The organism is Sphingobium quisquiliarum P25 (assembly GCF_000445065.1).
GTDB lineage: Bacteria > Pseudomonadota > Alphaproteobacteria > Sphingomonadales > Sphingomonadaceae > Sphingobium > Sphingobium quisquiliarum.
This window is the reverse complement of the sequence record NZ_ATHO01000097.1, coordinates 19,264-33,047: the sequence shown is the minus strand read 5'-3', so window position 1 is coordinate 33,047 and position 13,784 is coordinate 19,264. Positions and strand designations below refer to the sequence as shown.

Annotated in this window: 16 protein-coding genes and 1 tRNA gene; 6 read left to right on the top strand and 11 right to left on the bottom strand. The window is 63.0% G+C overall.

The features are described from left to right. Positions 1 to 18 precede the first annotated feature (18 nt). The 7 genes from rplA to L288_RS32725 all read right to left on the bottom strand — a co-directional run bounded on the left by rplA (position 19) and on the right by L288_RS32725 (position 4,605). The gene (rplA, locus tag L288_RS32755; protein ID WP_021238464.1) at positions 19 to 717 is read right to left on the bottom strand and encodes a 50S ribosomal protein L1; all 699 of its coding nucleotides are present in this window, start codon (positions 715 to 717) and stop codon (positions 19 to 21) included. Positions 718 to 721: 4 nt separating this feature from the next. Next, positions 722 to 1,153 carry a 50S ribosomal protein L11 gene (rplK, locus tag L288_RS32750; protein ID WP_021238463.1) on the bottom strand — a complete coding sequence of 144 codons (432 nt, stop codon included), beginning with the start codon at positions 1,151 to 1,153 and terminating at the stop codon, positions 722 to 724. Positions 1,154 to 1,313: 160 nt separating this feature from the next. After that, positions 1,314 to 1,850, bottom strand: a complete 537-nt coding sequence (nusG, locus tag L288_RS32745; RefSeq protein WP_021238462.1) for a transcription termination/antitermination protein NusG — start codon at positions 1,848 to 1,850, stop codon at positions 1,314 to 1,316. A gap of 21 nt (positions 1,851 to 1,871) precedes the next feature. Further along, positions 1,872 to 2,078, bottom strand: coding sequence for a preprotein translocase subunit SecE (gene secE / locus L288_RS32740; protein WP_021238461.1), 207 nt, complete (start codon positions 2,076 to 2,078; stop codon positions 1,872 to 1,874). A gap of 167 nt (positions 2,079 to 2,245) precedes the next feature. Continuing rightward, positions 2,246 to 2,321, bottom strand: a tRNA-Trp gene (locus tag L288_RS32735). A gap of 68 nt (positions 2,322 to 2,389) precedes the next feature. After that, positions 2,390 to 3,613: a dihydroorotase gene (locus L288_RS32730; RefSeq protein WP_031304423.1), complete on the bottom strand. Its 1,224-nt coding sequence runs from the start codon at positions 3,611 to 3,613 to the stop codon at positions 2,390 to 2,392. Next, a complete protein-coding gene (locus tag L288_RS32725; protein WP_021238459.1) occupies positions 3,610 to 4,605 on the bottom strand; it encodes an aspartate carbamoyltransferase catalytic subunit in 996 nt (331 codons plus the stop codon). Before L288_RS32725 ends, L288_RS32730 begins: the two co-directional genes overlap by 4 nt. A 104-nt stretch (positions 4,606 to 4,709) precedes the next feature. On the opposite strand from L288_RS32725, the gene L288_RS32720 reads away from it, so the two are divergent. Then, positions 4,710 to 5,141, top strand: coding sequence for a DUF488 domain-containing protein (locus tag L288_RS32720; protein ID WP_021238458.1), 432 nt, complete (start codon positions 4,710 to 4,712; stop codon positions 5,139 to 5,141). Positions 5,142 to 5,150: 9 nt separating this feature from the next. On the opposite strand, the gene L288_RS32715 is transcribed toward L288_RS32720, so the two are convergent. The 4 genes from L288_RS32715 to L288_RS32705 all read right to left on the bottom strand — a co-directional run bounded on the left by L288_RS32715 (position 5,151) and on the right by L288_RS32705 (position 9,324). Next, positions 5,151 to 5,909 (bottom strand): TIGR02186 family protein, encoded by a 759-nt coding sequence (locus tag L288_RS32715; protein ID WP_051209650.1) that lies wholly within the window; start codon positions 5,907 to 5,909, stop codon positions 5,151 to 5,153. Between the two features lie 2 nt (positions 5,910 to 5,911). Next, positions 5,912 to 6,826 (bottom strand): sulfite exporter TauE/SafE family protein, encoded by a 915-nt coding sequence (locus tag L288_RS32710; RefSeq protein ID WP_021238456.1) that lies wholly within the window; start codon positions 6,824 to 6,826, stop codon positions 5,912 to 5,914. 59 nt (positions 6,827 to 6,885) lie between these two features. Beyond that, positions 6,886 to 7,425, bottom strand: a complete 540-nt coding sequence (locus L288_RS43885) for a hypothetical protein (protein ID WP_021238455.1) — start codon at positions 7,423 to 7,425, stop codon at positions 6,886 to 6,888. A 513-nt stretch (positions 7,426 to 7,938) separates the two neighbouring features. Beyond that, on the bottom strand, positions 7,939 to 9,324 hold the full coding sequence (locus L288_RS32705; protein WP_021238454.1) for a glycosyl transferase family protein: 1,386 nt from the start codon (positions 9,322 to 9,324) through the stop codon (positions 7,939 to 7,941). A gap of 311 nt (positions 9,325 to 9,635) precedes the next feature. Here L288_RS32705 and L288_RS32700 point away from each other — a divergent pair, with 311 nt between their 5' ends. The 5 genes from L288_RS32700 to L288_RS32685 all read left to right on the top strand — a co-directional run bounded on the left by L288_RS32700 (position 9,636) and on the right by L288_RS32685 (position 13,432). Then, a complete protein-coding gene (locus tag L288_RS32700; protein WP_021238453.1) occupies positions 9,636 to 9,815 on the top strand; it encodes a hypothetical protein in 180 nt (59 codons plus the stop codon). A 58-nt stretch (positions 9,816 to 9,873) separates the two neighbouring features. After that, complete coding sequence (locus tag L288_RS0121625) at positions 9,874 to 10,203, top strand: hypothetical protein (RefSeq protein ID WP_031304421.1); 330 nt, start codon at positions 9,874 to 9,876, stop codon at positions 10,201 to 10,203. Between the two features lie 136 nt (positions 10,204 to 10,339). Further along, complete coding sequence (gene sucC / locus L288_RS32695; RefSeq protein ID WP_021238451.1) at positions 10,340 to 11,539, top strand: ADP-forming succinate--CoA ligase subunit beta; 1,200 nt, start codon at positions 10,340 to 10,342, stop codon at positions 11,537 to 11,539. Between the two features lie 109 nt (positions 11,540 to 11,648). Then, entirely contained in the window at positions 11,649 to 12,398 is a 750-nt protein-coding gene (locus L288_RS32690; RefSeq protein WP_021238450.1) for an electron transfer flavoprotein subunit beta/FixA family protein, read from the top strand. Positions 12,399 to 12,502: 104 nt separating this feature from the next. Continuing rightward, on the top strand, positions 12,503 to 13,432 hold the full coding sequence (locus L288_RS32685; RefSeq protein WP_021238449.1) for an electron transfer flavoprotein subunit alpha/FixB family protein: 930 nt from the start codon (positions 12,503 to 12,505) through the stop codon (positions 13,430 to 13,432). Positions 13,433 to 13,784: the final 352 nt, after the last annotated feature.

Below are 13,784 nucleotides of genomic sequence, written 5' to 3'. Positions count from 1 at the left end.
ATCTGTTCTAGCGTCAGATCAGACCGAAGCGACTTCCGCCACATCGACCTTCACGCCCGGACCCATCGACGACGACAGGGCGATCTTGCGGACATACTTGCCCTTCGAACCCGACGGCTTCGCCTTGACGATCGCGTCAACGAAAGCGTCGAAATTCTTGCGCAGGTCTTCGGCGGAGAAGCTCGCCTTGCCCAGACCAGCATGGATGATACCGGCCTTTTCCACGCGGAATTCGATCTGACCACCCTTGGCAGCCTTCACGGCTTCGGCGACGTTCGGCGTGACGGTGCCCAGCTTCGGGTTCGGCATCAGGCCCTTGGGACCCAGAACCTTGCCCAAGCGGCCGACCAGACCCATCATGTCGGGGGTCGCGATCACGCGCTGGAAGTCGATGTTGCCAGCCTGGATCGATTCCAGCAGGTCTTCCGCACCAACAACGTCGGCGCCAGCGGCCGTCGCGGCTTCAGCCTTGTCGCCACGGGCGAACACGGCGACGCGGACGGTCTTGCCAGTGCCAGCGGGCAGGGTGACGACGCCACGGACCATCTGGTCGGCGTGACGCGGATCGACGCCCAGGTTGATCGCGATTTCGACGCTTTCGTCGAACTTGGCGGTCGCATGGGTCTTGATCAGGCCCAGCGCTTCGTCAACGCCGTGCAGCTTTTCCTTGTCGATGGCAGCGGCCAGGGCCTTCGCCTTCTTGCTCAGCTTTGCCATGGTCTTAGCCCTCCACCACTTCGAGGCCCATCGCGCGAGCGGAGCCTTCGATGATCTTCGTCGCTGCGTCGATGTCGTTCGCGTTCAGATCGGCCATCTTGGCCTGCGCGATTTCGGCGAGCTGCGAGCGCTTGATCGTTCCGGCGGTCACCTTGCCCGGCTCCTTCGAGCCCGACTTGAGGTTGACGGCCTTCTTGATCAGATAGGTGGCGGGCGGCTGCTTCGTGACGAAGCTGAACGAACGGTCCGCATAGACGGTGATGATGGTCGGCAGCGGCGTGCCCTTCTCCATCTTTTCCGTCGAGGCGTTGAACGCCTTGCAGAATTCCATGATGTTCACACCGCGCTGACCCAGAGCCGGACCGATCGGCGGCGAGGGGTTGGCGGCTCCAGCGGGCACCTGGAGCTTGATATAGCCCGTAATCTTCTTGGCCATTTTCACTCACTCTGTTGCTAGGCGTGCCCAAAGGCGCGCCCGGTTCAAGTTTAGCGGTCTTGACGGATCACCTGGGCGATCCTCCCGCAGCTATTTCCGGTCGCCCGGAAATTCCTTTTTCCGTCATGCCGGATCAGTTCCGGGGTGACGAATGCGGTCCTTACTTCGACAGTTCGACCTGTTCGAAATCGAGTTCGACAGGGGTCGCGCGCCCGAAGATCGACACGGACACCTTGACCCGGTTCTTTTCGAAATCCAGTTCCTCGACGGTGCCGTTGAAGCTGGCGAAGGGGCCGTCCAGCACCTTGACGCTGTCGCCGATCTCGTAATCGACATTGACCTTGTGCTTGGGCGCGGCTTCGGCTTCCTTGCGGGCGCCGAAATAGCGCGCGGCTTCGCTCTCGCTGATCGCCTGCGGCTTGCCGGAGGAACCCAGGAAGCCCGTCACCTTGGGCGTGTTCTTGACGAGGTGATAGATATCGTCATTCATCGCCAGCTTGGCGAGGACATAGCCCGGCATGAACTTGCGCTCGACCTGCACCTTCTTGCCGCGCTTCACCTCGGTCACGGTTTCGGTGGGCACTTCCACCTGCTCGACCAGTTGAGAGAGGCCCATGCGCTCGGCTTCGGACAGGATTGATTCCTTGACCTTGTTTTCGAAGCCCGAATAGGCGTGGATGATGTACCAGCGCGCCATGTTACCGTCTCAAACTCCCAATCAGGCCTGACTAGCGGCGAAGCTCAGCAGCCACCGAACGATCGCGCCGAAAAAAGTGTCGATGCCGAAGAAGAAGAGGCCGAGAACCGTCGTCATGATGGCGACCATCACCGCCGTCATGACCGTTTCGCGGCCGGTAGGCCACACGATCTTCGACGCCTCGGTCTTCACCTGATTGACGAATTCGCCCGGAGAAACCTTCGCCATCGCTGCCTCAAAACCTTCGAACCAAACACCAAAGCGCGAAGCAACAGTCCGCCCTCCGGACCCCGCCATGTCGGCGTCCCGGGGTGCGGCCGCCCGCTTCGCGACCCATCTTCGTTCGGCCGCCTAGCCCCGAACCCCTGAAAAATCAAGGATAAGCAGGCGCGGCGTGGCAGGAGTGGAGGGACTCGAACCCCCGGCATTCGGTTTTGGAGACCGACGCTCTACCAGCTGAGCTACACTCCTGTGCCGGCGAAGGACGGCGCTTTAGCGTGGCCTGCCTGGGAGGGCAAGGGAGATAATCGCGCTGCCGCTCAAAGGAAAACGCCGCCCTTCATGATGCGGCGCGCCCGGCCCTGCACCGGCATGCGGTCGAACGGCGTATTCCCTGCCTGAGCGGCCATTTTCTCGGAATCCACGATCCATGGCGCATCGGGGTCGATGAATATGAGGTCCGCCGCGCTCCCGCTGGCGAAGCTGCCTGCGTTGACGCCCAGAATCTTCGCGGGATTGCCGCTGAGCAGGGTCATGAGCCGGTTCAGCGATACATGGCCGTCCCGCACGAGGTTGAGCGAGAGGGCGAGCAGCGTTTCCGCGCCCGCCATGCCGGGCGAGGCGTCGGCGAAGGGCAGGCGCTTATCCTCCGGCCCCCTTGGGTCATGGCTGGAGGTGATCACGTCCACCGTCCCGTCAGCCACCGCTGCGATCGACGCCTTGCGGTCATCTTCCGATCGCAGGGGCGGCGACAGCCGGGCGAAGGTGCGAAAATCCGTCACCGCATTGTCCGCCAGAAACAGATAGGCGGGGCTGATGCCGCAGCTGACCTTCAATCCTTCCGCTTTTGCCGCGCGGATCAGATCGAACCCGGCCCCGGTGGTGACCAGCCGGAAGTGAATGGCAGCGCCGGTGACGCGCGCAAGCATGATGTCCCGCGCTATGGCCATGGCTTCGGCGCAGGCGGGCGCATGGGGCAGGCCAAGGCGCGTGGCGGTTTCGCCGCTGGTCGCGACAGCCTTGCCTGCCAGGCCCCCATCTTCCGCATGAGTGATGACTGTCAGTCCGAGGCCGGAGGCATAAGCGAGCACGCGCATCATCACGCCGGAATCAGCGATCCACTGGCGCCCGGTGCCCACGGCCCTGGCTCCGGCAGCCTGCATCATCCCGATTTCGGCAAGTTCCGTGCCCTTGAGCCCGCGCGTCGCGGCGGCGATGGGGTGGACCCAGAAGTCGGGCTTGCCCGCGCGGGTGGCCTGGCGGATCAACCCTGCCTCATCAAGGGGCAAGGACTGGTCCGGCATCAGCGCGGCCCGCGTGATGCCGCCGAAATGGAAGGCTGGCTTGTCGGTCGCGAAGACGCCCAGGTCGACCAGCCCCGGCGCAACCACCAGCCCGGCCGCATCGATACGCTGCGCATCTTCTGGCACGGGGATGTCACCTGTGGCGGCGATACGGTCTCCTTCGATCAGGACCACGCCGTTGCCAAGCGACTGCCCGGCTGGATCGGCCAGTTTCCCATTGATGATAGCGAGCTTGTTCATGCCCATCCCTCCACGCCGCGCGCTTGGCGGGTCAGTATGTCCAGGCAGGCCATACGGATGGCGACCCCCATTTCCACCTGCTCCGTAATGGCCGATCGTTCGGGGTGGTCAGCGACGACGCTGGAAATCTCCACCCCGCGATTCATGGGGCCAGGGTGCATGACGAGGGCATCGGGCTTGGCGATCGCAAGCCGTTCCTGCGTCAGTCCGTAGAGCATATGATATTCGCGCGGCGAGGGGATGAAGGCGCCGTCCATCCGCTCATTCTGGAGCCGCAGCATCATGACCACGTCTGCGCCTTCCAGCCCTTCGTCCATGCGGTGGAAGGGCGTCGCGCCCAGCATCTCCACCTCGGGCGGCATCAATGTGGGCGGGGCCACCGCGCGCACCTGAGCGCCCAGCGCCGCAAGACACAGCATGTTGGATCGCGCCACGCGGCTGTGCAGCACGTCGCCGCAAATGGCGACGATCAGCCCTTCGAAACCGCCCTTGCGCCGCCGGATGGTAAGCGCGTCCAGCAAAGCCTGCGTCGGGTGCTGGTGCCAGCCATCGCCCGCGTTCAGCACCGGGCAGTCCACCTTGTCCGCGATCAAGGCCACCGCGCCCGAACTTGCATGCCGGATCACGATCACGTCGGCGGCCATGGCATTAAGCGTCATGGCGGTGTCGATCAGCGTTTCGCCCTTCTTCACGCTGGATTGGCCCGCATGCATGTTGACGACATCGGCACCCAACCGCTTGCCCGCAATTTCGAAGGACAGCAGCGTGCGTGTCGAATTTTCGAAAAAGGCGTTGATCTGGGTCATGCCCGCCAAGCGGTCGTCATGCTTGCGCGCGTTGCCGCGATTGGCCCTTGCCCAATGTTCCGCCTCATCCAGCAGGAAGCGGATTTCCCAAGGTTTGAGGTCCGCGATGGACAGCAAATGCCGGTGCGGGAACAGCGCCCGGCCAGTCAGGTCGGGCGAGGCGGATGGAACGGTGATGTCGGGCATGAACGGACCCTTTAAGCGAGGGCGGGAAGGAGGGCAAGGCGCACGCAGGCAGGGCGAAGGGGGCGCCATATTGGAAAGCCGGTCCGCATTCCTATCTGGATGCCATGCGCATTTTCACGATCGGCTATGAAGGGGCAACGCAGGCGGAGCTTATCGCCGCGCTACAGGAAGCAGGCGTGAAGCTGCTGGCGGATATCAGGGCGGTGCCGCTATCGCGCCGGCCCGGCTTTTCCAAGAACATCCTGGCGGCGGGGTTGCGGGAGGCGGGGATAGAATATGTCGGCCTTAAAGCCCTGGGAACGCCACCGGCCGGGCGGGAAGCGGCGCGCAAAGGCGATCATGCGAAGCTGCGGGATATTTATGCGGGCCAGCTTGATCTGCCGGAAGCCGTCGTGCAGGCGGAACAGCTCCGAGAAATGGCGGCGGAGCGGCCGACGGCGCTGCTCTGTTTCGAGCGGGATGCGAGCGCCTGCCACCGGTCGGTTCTGCTGGAAATGCTGTTCGCTGAGGATGAGCGTGTTGATTTGACGCCCTAAGGGAGCGGGTCAGAAACGGCGCGCGACTGCTCCGGCGGTCCAGCCCATGCCGACTGCCAGCGCTATGGCGGTCAGGCCGTATAGAAAGGGCCATTGTTCGGCTGCAACGGCCATGAAACGTTCAAAACCCGATTTGCGGATGGTGATGTCGCGGACCGCTGCGGCGACGACGCGGCCATCCTGCACCAGAAAGGTTTCGGCGGTATAGTCGCCCACGATCACGCGTGCCGACAGCGGCAGGCGGGCGCGGTAGAGCACGCCTTGCGTGATCTCCACCGTTCCGGGCCGCTCCACATAGAGACCGGCACGCTCGCGAAGGTCGATGAGACCGGCCTGAAAGCGATCCAGTTCCGCGCTGTCGTTGAGGGAGGAAGGGGAGAGTTGCAGCTTGTCGACCCCCATCTCGTAAATGGCCGCGGTGCGCTCGTCCACGACCTCGTCAATAGGGCGCGAGGAGGCGATGGCGTAGAAGCTGGGTGCGGAGCGGAAGCGGGCAGTGTCGGCATTGACCCAGATGCCCGCCACCTTCTGCTTTTCGCGCATGATGATGGACTGGTCGGGGCCTTTCAGCACCACGAGGATGTCGGCGGGTTTCTTCGGCTGCTTGCCGCCGGGGTAGACGATCGCGCCGAACAGCAGCAGGTCGGCGCCGGTGAAGCTATATTGGATCTCCACCTCGCGCTGTGACACGTCCGGCACCAGCAAGGGCTCGTCCGCCGCGCTCAACAGCAGGAGGGCGGGGGAAAGGAGGGTCAGGCGGGCGCGCAGGCTCACCGGACCTCCACAGTATAGATTTCGTCGGGCCGGAAGCCAAGGCCCAGCGCCATGCGCGCTGCCACCAGCAGGACGATGGCCGACAGGAGAATTCGCAGATATTCCGGGCGCACCGACATGGAAATGCGCGTGCCGATCTGCGCTCCCGTGACGCTGCCGATGAGCAGCAGCATGGCGAGTACGAGGTCCACGGCCTTTGTCGTCATGGCGTGCATCATCGTCGTCGCCATGGTGACGAACAGGATCTGGAACAGGGACGTGCCGACGACCGACTGCGTGGTCATTCCGAGAAGATAAAGCATGGCGGGCACGAGGATGAAGCCGCCGCCCACACCCAGCAACATGGTGAGGATGCCCGTTGCCATGCCGAGCAGCAGGGGGGCGAGCGGGGAAATATAGAGGCCAGAGCGGTAGAAGCGCCACCGCATCGGCAAGGCGGCGACCAACGGGTGGTGACGCCGCTTGCGCGCGGCGAGGCGCTTGCCCGTCTTGAGCGCGACCAGCGCCTGGATGGATTCCTTGGCCATCAATATGCCGATGCCGCCGAGCATCAGCACATAGAGGATGCCGATCATCGTATCGATCTGGCCCACGGCCTGGAGCAGGCGGAAGAGGAAGACGCCTATGCTTGCCCCAACGACGCCTCCGGCGATCAGCACGCCGCCCATGCGCACATCCACCGTGCCGCGCGCCATGTGAGTGACCACGCCTGAGACGCTTGCCCCCGTGACCTGGCTCGCCGCCGAAGCCGCCGCGACCGTGGGCGGGATGCCGTAGAAGATGAGGAGCGGCGTCGTCAGGAAGCCGCCGCCGACCCCGAACATGCCTGACAACAGACCGACCACCCCGCCGAGGGCGATGATCACCAGCGCATTGACCGACAGGTTGGCGACAGGGAGGTAAAGGTCCATCGGCTGATCGGGTTAAGGCCAATGCGCAGCGAGATAAAGGCGGGAGGAGTGTCAGGCGATCAAAAATCCGCGCCAAGGGTCATCGCCAGCCCCGAACCAGGGGCGGCGCGTCCGGCTACCCGCTCCCTCCATTCCAGGCTCATGCGGGCTGCAATTCGGGGGAGCGGCAGGCGCAACCGGACTTCGGGGCCTATGTCCAGCCGTTCGACCGCGGGCTGCGCGCCGCCTGATATGCTCCCGCCAAGCTTGAGCGGCGTGTTCCGGACAGGCGAGAGCAGTGACATCTTTCCATCGGCGAACAGGTCGCGGGCCTGGAAACCCACCATGCCGCCTTGCGCATAGGCTTCGGCCTGGAGGCCCGGCAGGAGTTGGGCCGGGCCGAAGCCGCCGGTCACGAGCAGCGCGCTTGCATCGCGCGCGCCTTTGCCCAGTGCGATCCGGCGTTCCGCGGCGAGCGTGACCGGGACGGCTCTCGCGGGCTGCCAGCCTATGCCTGCCGCTGCTTCGGGCGAAGCCGGGCTGTTGAGCGCGGTGCTGATGCGTCCGTAGAGGGCCGCCCTTCCAAAGGAGCGGGGCGTCAGGTCATAGTCGATCCGCATACCGGCTTGAGATCCGCCGAGGCGGCCTGCCGGAATTGCACCCGCTACCGGAGAACTGCCGTCGCGCCATAATATCCATGTGCTGCCGCGCCATCTATCCTGTGAGGGTGCATTGGTCCCGGATGTTAGCGGCAGGGCTGGAACCAGGGATGGCGCGGCAGCCGGCGTCTGGGCCTCCGGCTGCTCGCTGGGCACTTGGTTGAGCGCCAAAGCGCCCGGAGATGGTTCCGGCAGATGCCTTTGCTTAACGCGCAGCGTGGCCGCGTGCGAAAGCTGAGCGCGGACGAGGACAGCAGCGGCTTTGGGAAGCGGCATAGCCGCTGCCCTGGGAATGACTCGCCATTCATGCTTGCTGGCGGAGCGGAACGCGGGCGAGGGACCGCGCCGTGATTGCGTTTCAGCAAGCTCGGTAGATCCGATCATCCCACTGGAAAAGCGTACCGCCACCCAGCCGCTCATTAGAATGAGAAAGAAACGGACGGGCCGTCCGCTATTGCTCCAAAGCATGCCGGTTCACATTTGAGGAAAGCGGTGCTGGGTCTTGTCCCAGACCAGCGGTTTGCCGAACAGCGAGTCGATATAAAGAGCGACCGCGCGCCGCGCTGCGAACATTGCTATGAAGTTGGCCAAGAGAGTCCTTGGGATCGCTCCTAGCCCATAGCGCCAACCATAGCTTCGGCTAACGAAGATCGCGCGCATGCCGGTCCGCCAAACCATGAAGCCGAAATTGACCCACAGCAGCGCCTCGACCAGCGGCGTTGGTTGATATGGTTTGCCAAGGCCGAACCATGCGCCGACGAGGATGATGCACCAGAGCAGAAGGGCGATGTAGGCGGTGAAGAGGATGAAGGCGGCCAACGCGGCGCGCCGGTCGCGGATGCGCATCCACCATTCCATCGGGCCGCCCTGCCATCCCATGCGGTCCCATCCCGCCAGAGAAATACCGACCATCCAGCGCGCTTTCTGCCGCACGGCCGCCCAAAAGCCATCGGGGAAGAATTCGCGCGTCGCGACCAGTTCACCCTTCGCATCGCGCATGCGAACGAAGACTCCGCGTCTGCCCTGGTCGGCGATGCGCAGGCCCATCTCATAATCTTCGGTGAGGGACACAGGATCGAACGGGCCGCCATTGGCGGGATCGACCAGCTCCTCCAGCGCATCGCGGGCAAAGGCACAGGCAACGCCTGCCGACGGCATGGATGCGCCCATCGCCTCCCGCACTGTCAGGAATTTACCATGGCTCTCCGCAAACTCGTCGCAATAGTGATTGGCGACCGCGCGCGACCACCATCCGCCTTGGCCGGGCAATGGCAGAACCGGAAGCTGCACCAGTTGGAAACGATCTATCATGACATCGAACAAGCGAATCTCATCGGCGTGAACCACGTCTTCGGCGTCATGGAGAGTTACAGCCTTGAAACGGCGGCCAGTACGGCTTTCTTCCCGCAGCATATTTCGCCACAGCAGGTTGAGGCAGTCGGCTTTGGTTGTCGGCCCCGGCCGGTCATTGACGCAGAGGATGACACGCGGTTCGTCCTTGGCAACCTGTGCCACGGCCGCCCGTGTCGCATAATCATTGGGATAGGTGCCCACGAATATGCGGTAGTCGCCTTGCTGCCATTGCATCAGCGCGTTGCGCAGCATCGGCTCGATGACATCCGCCTCACCCCAGGCGGGAACGAAGACCGCGATCGTGCCGGGCTGCGGCGATGCTGGCAATGTCGCCGTAGTCATGCGGGGATGGCGTGAATAGACGGTGATATTGCGCCACCAGCGGCGGCACAGGAAAAGAACGTCCACCAAGAAATCGTCCGCTCCGCCTATTGCGAGGCCTAGGACAGCAAATAATAGAACCTCATGATGAACGATCGCCAGAAAGGCGATCAGCGCTTCCCCCATCGTCAGCCCCCCTCTGATCGAGCGGCGGCGTTGCCATTACTTTGACGGCGATTCAACTGTCTTCTTCAAAATTTTCCGTGGAAGGACCGAAGCTTAGCCTATGTTAATCAAGATGATGAAGCATGAGGAGAGGTGAGTGGTGTTTGAGACACGGAAGGTCACCACGATTTTTCCGTTGGGCCGCTCCGGTGATGCGCCAGGAGGAATCGCCGGTGCGTGGAGCCGCTGTTATGGTTGCTCTGCCGGAAAGACGACTCAGACACAGTCGCGGCACCCCGCCAGTCTTAAAGCGATACGGTAGGAGGGCGTGAATGACCGGAGAGAAGGATGTCAATTATTTGCTGCACAGGCAGCAGGTGTCCCTGATAAGGGCGCAGTTCAGCCGTTCGCAGCAGGGAAGGGCCGCCTATGAGGGCCTTGCCCGTGGCTATGCCGATCAGATCGATGCTTATCGGCGCGAGAATAGCCGTTTGGTGCAACACGCTCACTGAATTTCCGTTGGCACGTTCCGTTTACCGCAGGTTCAGGCGGCGGGAGCGATGAAGGGGTATGACGATCCGATCCCTTCGCCTGCCCTGCATAACGCTTCCCGCCCTTTTCTTGGCTTCCTGCGCTACGGTTTCGCCGGAGGCGCGGGTGCGCGCCGGGCTGATCGACGCAGGTCTTCCGCCTTCTACCGCAGGCTGCATGGCTGAGCGAATGGTTGATCGGTTGAGCCTGGGGCAGCTTCGGCGGGTCCAGTCCCTTGCCTCGCTCCGCAATTCACACATCGGCGATCTGACGGTGGATCGTTTCCTCTACAAGCTGCGTGCCCTTGAGGATCCCGAGATACTTGCGGTGACCAGCAAGGCTGCGGTCGCCTGCACACTGCTGCGCTGATCCGCACTTTTCGTTCTGACGAGTTTAGCGGATTTGCAATTTTGCAAAGTCCGTTTGCAAAATCCTGCTGGAGTCCCGTCCCCGCCTGTGCTTTAGCCGCCGCAACAGCTTTGCAGCGAAAGGACGGGCCGGGCCCATGAACATTCACGAATATCAGGCAAAGGAATTGCTGGCGAAATATGGCGCGCCGATCGCCCAGGGTTTCGCTGCGTTCTCGGTCGATGAAGCGGTGGAAGCCGCCAAGAAGCTGCCTGGGCCGCTCTATGTCGTGAAGTCGCAGATCCATGCCGGCGGCCGCGGCAAGGGCAAGTTCAAGGAACTGGGCCCCGATGCCAAGGGCGGCGTCCGGCTGGCTTTCAACCTGGACGAGGTGAAGGCTCACGCCACCGACATGCTGGGCAATACGCTCGTCACCATCCAGACCGGCGAGGCGGGCAAGCAGGTCAATCGCCTCTACATCACCGACGGGGCCGACATTGCGAAGGAGTTCTACCTTGCCCTGCTGGTCGATCGTGCCAGCAGCCGCATCGCTTTCGTCGTGTCGACCGAGGGCGGCATGGACATTGAAGAGGTCGCCCACTCGACCCCCGAAAAGATCCATACGGTCAAGGTTGATCCGGCCACCGGCTTCCAGCCGCACCACGGCCGTTCGGTTGCGGCTGCGCTGGGCCTGACTGGCGATCAGGCGAAGCAGGCCGCCAAGGTCGCCTCGTCGCTCTATGCCGCGTTCCTGGACACCGATGCCGAGCAGATTGAAGTCAACCCGCTGGCGCTGACCGAGCAGGGCAACCTGCTGGTGCTGGACGCCAAGGTCGGCTTCGACGGCAACGCCATGTTCCGTCACAAGGACATCGCCGAACTGCGCGACCTGACCGAAGAAGATCCGGCGGAAGTCGAAGCGAGCGAATATGACCTCGCCTACATCAAGCTGGACGGCAATATCGGTTGCATGGTGAACGGCGCGGGCCTGGCCATGGCGACGATGGACATCATCAAGCTGAACGGCGAATTCCCCGCCAACTTCCTGGACGTTGGCGGCGGCGCCAACAAGGAAAAGGTGACCGCGGCCTTCAAGATCATCCTGAAGGACCCGGCCGTGAAGGGCATTCTGGTCAACATCTTCGGCGGCATCATGAAGTGCGACATCATTGCCGAGGGCATCGTCGCCGCCGCCAAGGAAGTTGACCTATCGGTTCCGCTGGTCGTGCGCCTGGAAGGCACGAACGTCCAGCAGGGCAAGGATATTCTGGCATCGTCGGGCCTGGCGATCGTCCCCGCGGACGACCTGGGCGACGCAGCCAAGAAGATCGTGGCGGAAGTGAGGAAGGCAGCCTGAGGCACTTTCGAGCCACTTGAACAAGCACCATGGGGCGCAGGCGGTCTGAAAGGGCCGCCTGCGTCCTTGTCCGCATATGCGGCGATGGCGTGTAACGGAGGATGTTGCGATGAAGATCCTTGTGCCCGTGAAGCGGGTCATTGACTATAATGTGAAGCCGCGGGTGAAGGCCGACGGCACGGGCGTCGATCTGGCGAACGTCAAGATGAGCATGAACCCGTTCGACGAGATCGCGGTTGAGGAAGCCATCCGCCTGAAGGAAAAAGGCGTGGCGACCGAGGTGGTCGCCGTGTCGATCGGCGTCGCCAAGGCGCAGGAAACGCTGCGCACGGCGCTGGCCATGGGCGCGGATCGTGCGATCCTGATCCAGACCGATGACGAGGTTGAACCGCTGGGCGTCGCCAAGCTGCTCGCCAAGGTGCAGGAAGAGGAAGGCGCTGGCCTGATCATCCTGGGCAAGCAAGCGATCGACGATGACAGCAACCAGACCGGCCAGATGCTGGCCGCTCTGCTGAACCTGCCGCAGGGCACTTTCGCGTCGAAGGTCGAGGTTGAAGGTGACAAGGTCAGCGTGACCCGCGAAGTCGATGGCGGCCTGGAGACGGTGAAGCTGAACATTCCGGCGATTGTCACTACTGACCTGCGCTTGAACGAGCCGCGCTATGCTTCGTTGCCGAACATCATGAAGGCGAAGAGCAAGCCGCTCGCGACGAAGGCGCCTGCCGATTATGGCGTCGATATCGCACCGCGGCTGGAGACGCTGAAAGTCGCCGAACCCGCCAAGCGTTCCGCTGGCGTCAAGGTTGCCGATGTCGATGAACTGGTCGCGAAGCTGAAGGCTCTGGGCGTCGCTGCTTAAGAACCCAACTGCCGTTCGTGTCGGGCTAAAACGAGACACGGATGCGCATGCCGCTTCTCGACTGCGCTCGAAGCGAACGGGAAGTGGGGATGAAAGGAACATCAATGAAGACTCTAGTCTGGGTTGAACATGAGGGCGGCGCTGTCAAGGACGCGACCCTTTCCGCTGTCACCGCCGCTGCCAAGCTGGGTGAAGTGCATCTGCTGGTTGCTGGCGCTGGCGTGGGCAGTGTGGGTGAGGAAGCCGCGAAGATCGCTGGGGTGGGCAAGGTGCATGTGGCCGACGACGCAGCCTTCGGTCATGCGCTGGCCGAAAATGTCGCGCCTCTGATTGTCGAGCTGATGGGCAGCCATGACGCGTTCGTCGCGCCCGCCACCAGCAACGGCAAGAATATCGCGCCCCGGGTCGCGGCTCTGCTGGACGTCATGCAGATCAGCGACATTCTTTCGGTGGAGAGCGAAGATACGTTCACCCGCCCGATCTATGCTGGCAACGCGATCGCGACGGTCAAGTCGAAGGATGCGAAGAAGGTCATCACTGTTCGCGGTACTGCTTTCGAAAAGGCGGCTCGTGAGGGTGGTTCCGGTGTGGTTGAGGCTGTTTCCTCGACCGGCGACAAGGGATTGTCGACCTTTGTCGGCGCGGAGATCGCCAAGCAGGAGCGTCCTGAACTGACGAGCGCCAAGGTGATCGTGTCGGGTGGCCGCGCGCTGAAGGATGGGCCGACTTTCGAGGAGGTCATCTACCCGCTGGCGGACAAGCTGGGTGCTGCCGTGGGGGCGAGCCGTGCGGCGGTCGACGCGGGCTATGTGCCCAACGATTATCAGGTCGGACAGACCGGCAAGATCGTCGCGCCGGAAGTCTATATCGCCGTCGGTATTTCCGGGGCGATCCAGCATCTGGCGGGCATGAAGGACAGCAAGACCATCATCGCCATCAACAAGGACGAGGATGCGCCCATCTTCCAGGTGGCGGATATCGGCCTGGTAGGCGACCTGTTCAAGGTGGTCCCGGAACTGACCAGCAAGCTGTGATCGGGTGCTGGAGTGCCGCCTTCAATGGCGGCCTCCAGCGGCCCTTTCTGCTAAGCGTTTCTGTTGGGCTTCGTTAGTCCGGTACGAACGGAACTTACTTTGGGGCGGGTTGCCATGACCTTGCCCCCTTTTTTATTGCGGCGGCTGATGTGATGGCATCAGCATGGCGGTGGCTTCTATCTCTTGTCCCGGTCAATGCACTTCGGGGCACTGGCAATCGGTCATTCAGCGGAATCGCGGTGCGTTGCACGAAGCGGGAAAGGGATGGAAATAGTCCGCCCGCCAGCGGCTTCGCGAAAGGGGGAACGCGGGCCGGGCGGGCGGTGGCCAGCGGCCAGAGGGAAAAGCCGCC

What these genes read in the sequence shown, in the direction of transcription:
- L288_RS32720 (WP_021238458.1), top strand. Translation starts at nt 4,710, where the DNA reads ATGCGCATTTTCACGATCGGCTATGAAGGGGCAACGCAGGCGGAGCTT.
- rplA (WP_021238464.1), bottom strand. Translation starts at nt 717, where the DNA reads ATGGCAAAGCTGAGCAAGAAGGCGAAGGCCCTGGCCGCTGCCATCGAC.
- L288_RS32730 (WP_031304423.1), bottom strand. Translation starts at nt 3,613, where the DNA reads ATGAACAAGCTCGCTATCATCAATGGGAAACTGGCCGATCCAGCCGGG.
- L288_RS32700 (WP_021238453.1), top strand. Translation starts at nt 9,636, where the DNA reads ATGACCGGAGAGAAGGATGTCAATTATTTGCTGCACAGGCAGCAGGTG.
- L288_RS32710 (WP_021238456.1), bottom strand. Translation starts at nt 6,826, where the DNA reads ATGGACCTTTACCTCCCTGTCGCCAACCTGTCGGTCAATGCGCTGGTG.
- L288_RS32690 (WP_021238450.1), top strand. Translation starts at nt 11,649, where the DNA reads ATGAAGATCCTTGTGCCCGTGAAGCGGGTCATTGACTATAATGTGAAG.
- L288_RS0121625 (WP_031304421.1), top strand. Translation starts at nt 9,874, where the DNA reads ATGACGATCCGATCCCTTCGCCTGCCCTGCATAACGCTTCCCGCCCTT.
- L288_RS32685 (WP_021238449.1), top strand. Translation starts at nt 12,503, where the DNA reads ATGAAGACTCTAGTCTGGGTTGAACATGAGGGCGGCGCTGTCAAGGAC.
- L288_RS32725 (WP_021238459.1), bottom strand. Translation starts at nt 4,605, where the DNA reads ATGCCCGACATCACCGTTCCATCCGCCTCGCCCGACCTGACTGGCCGG.
- L288_RS43885 (WP_021238455.1), bottom strand. Translation starts at nt 7,425, where the DNA reads ATGCGGATCGACTATGACCTGACGCCCCGCTCCTTTGGAAGGGCGGCC.
- secE (WP_021238461.1), bottom strand. Translation starts at nt 2,078, where the DNA reads ATGGCGAAGGTTTCTCCGGGCGAATTCGTCAATCAGGTGAAGACCGAG.
- nusG (WP_021238462.1), bottom strand. Translation starts at nt 1,850, where the DNA reads ATGGCGCGCTGGTACATCATCCACGCCTATTCGGGCTTCGAAAACAAG.
- L288_RS32705 (WP_021238454.1), bottom strand. Translation starts at nt 9,324, where the DNA reads ATGGGGGAAGCGCTGATCGCCTTTCTGGCGATCGTTCATCATGAGGTT.
- rplK (WP_021238463.1), bottom strand. Translation starts at nt 1,153, where the DNA reads ATGGCCAAGAAGATTACGGGCTATATCAAGCTCCAGGTGCCCGCTGGA.
- sucC (WP_021238451.1), top strand. Translation starts at nt 10,340, where the DNA reads ATGAACATTCACGAATATCAGGCAAAGGAATTGCTGGCGAAATATGGC.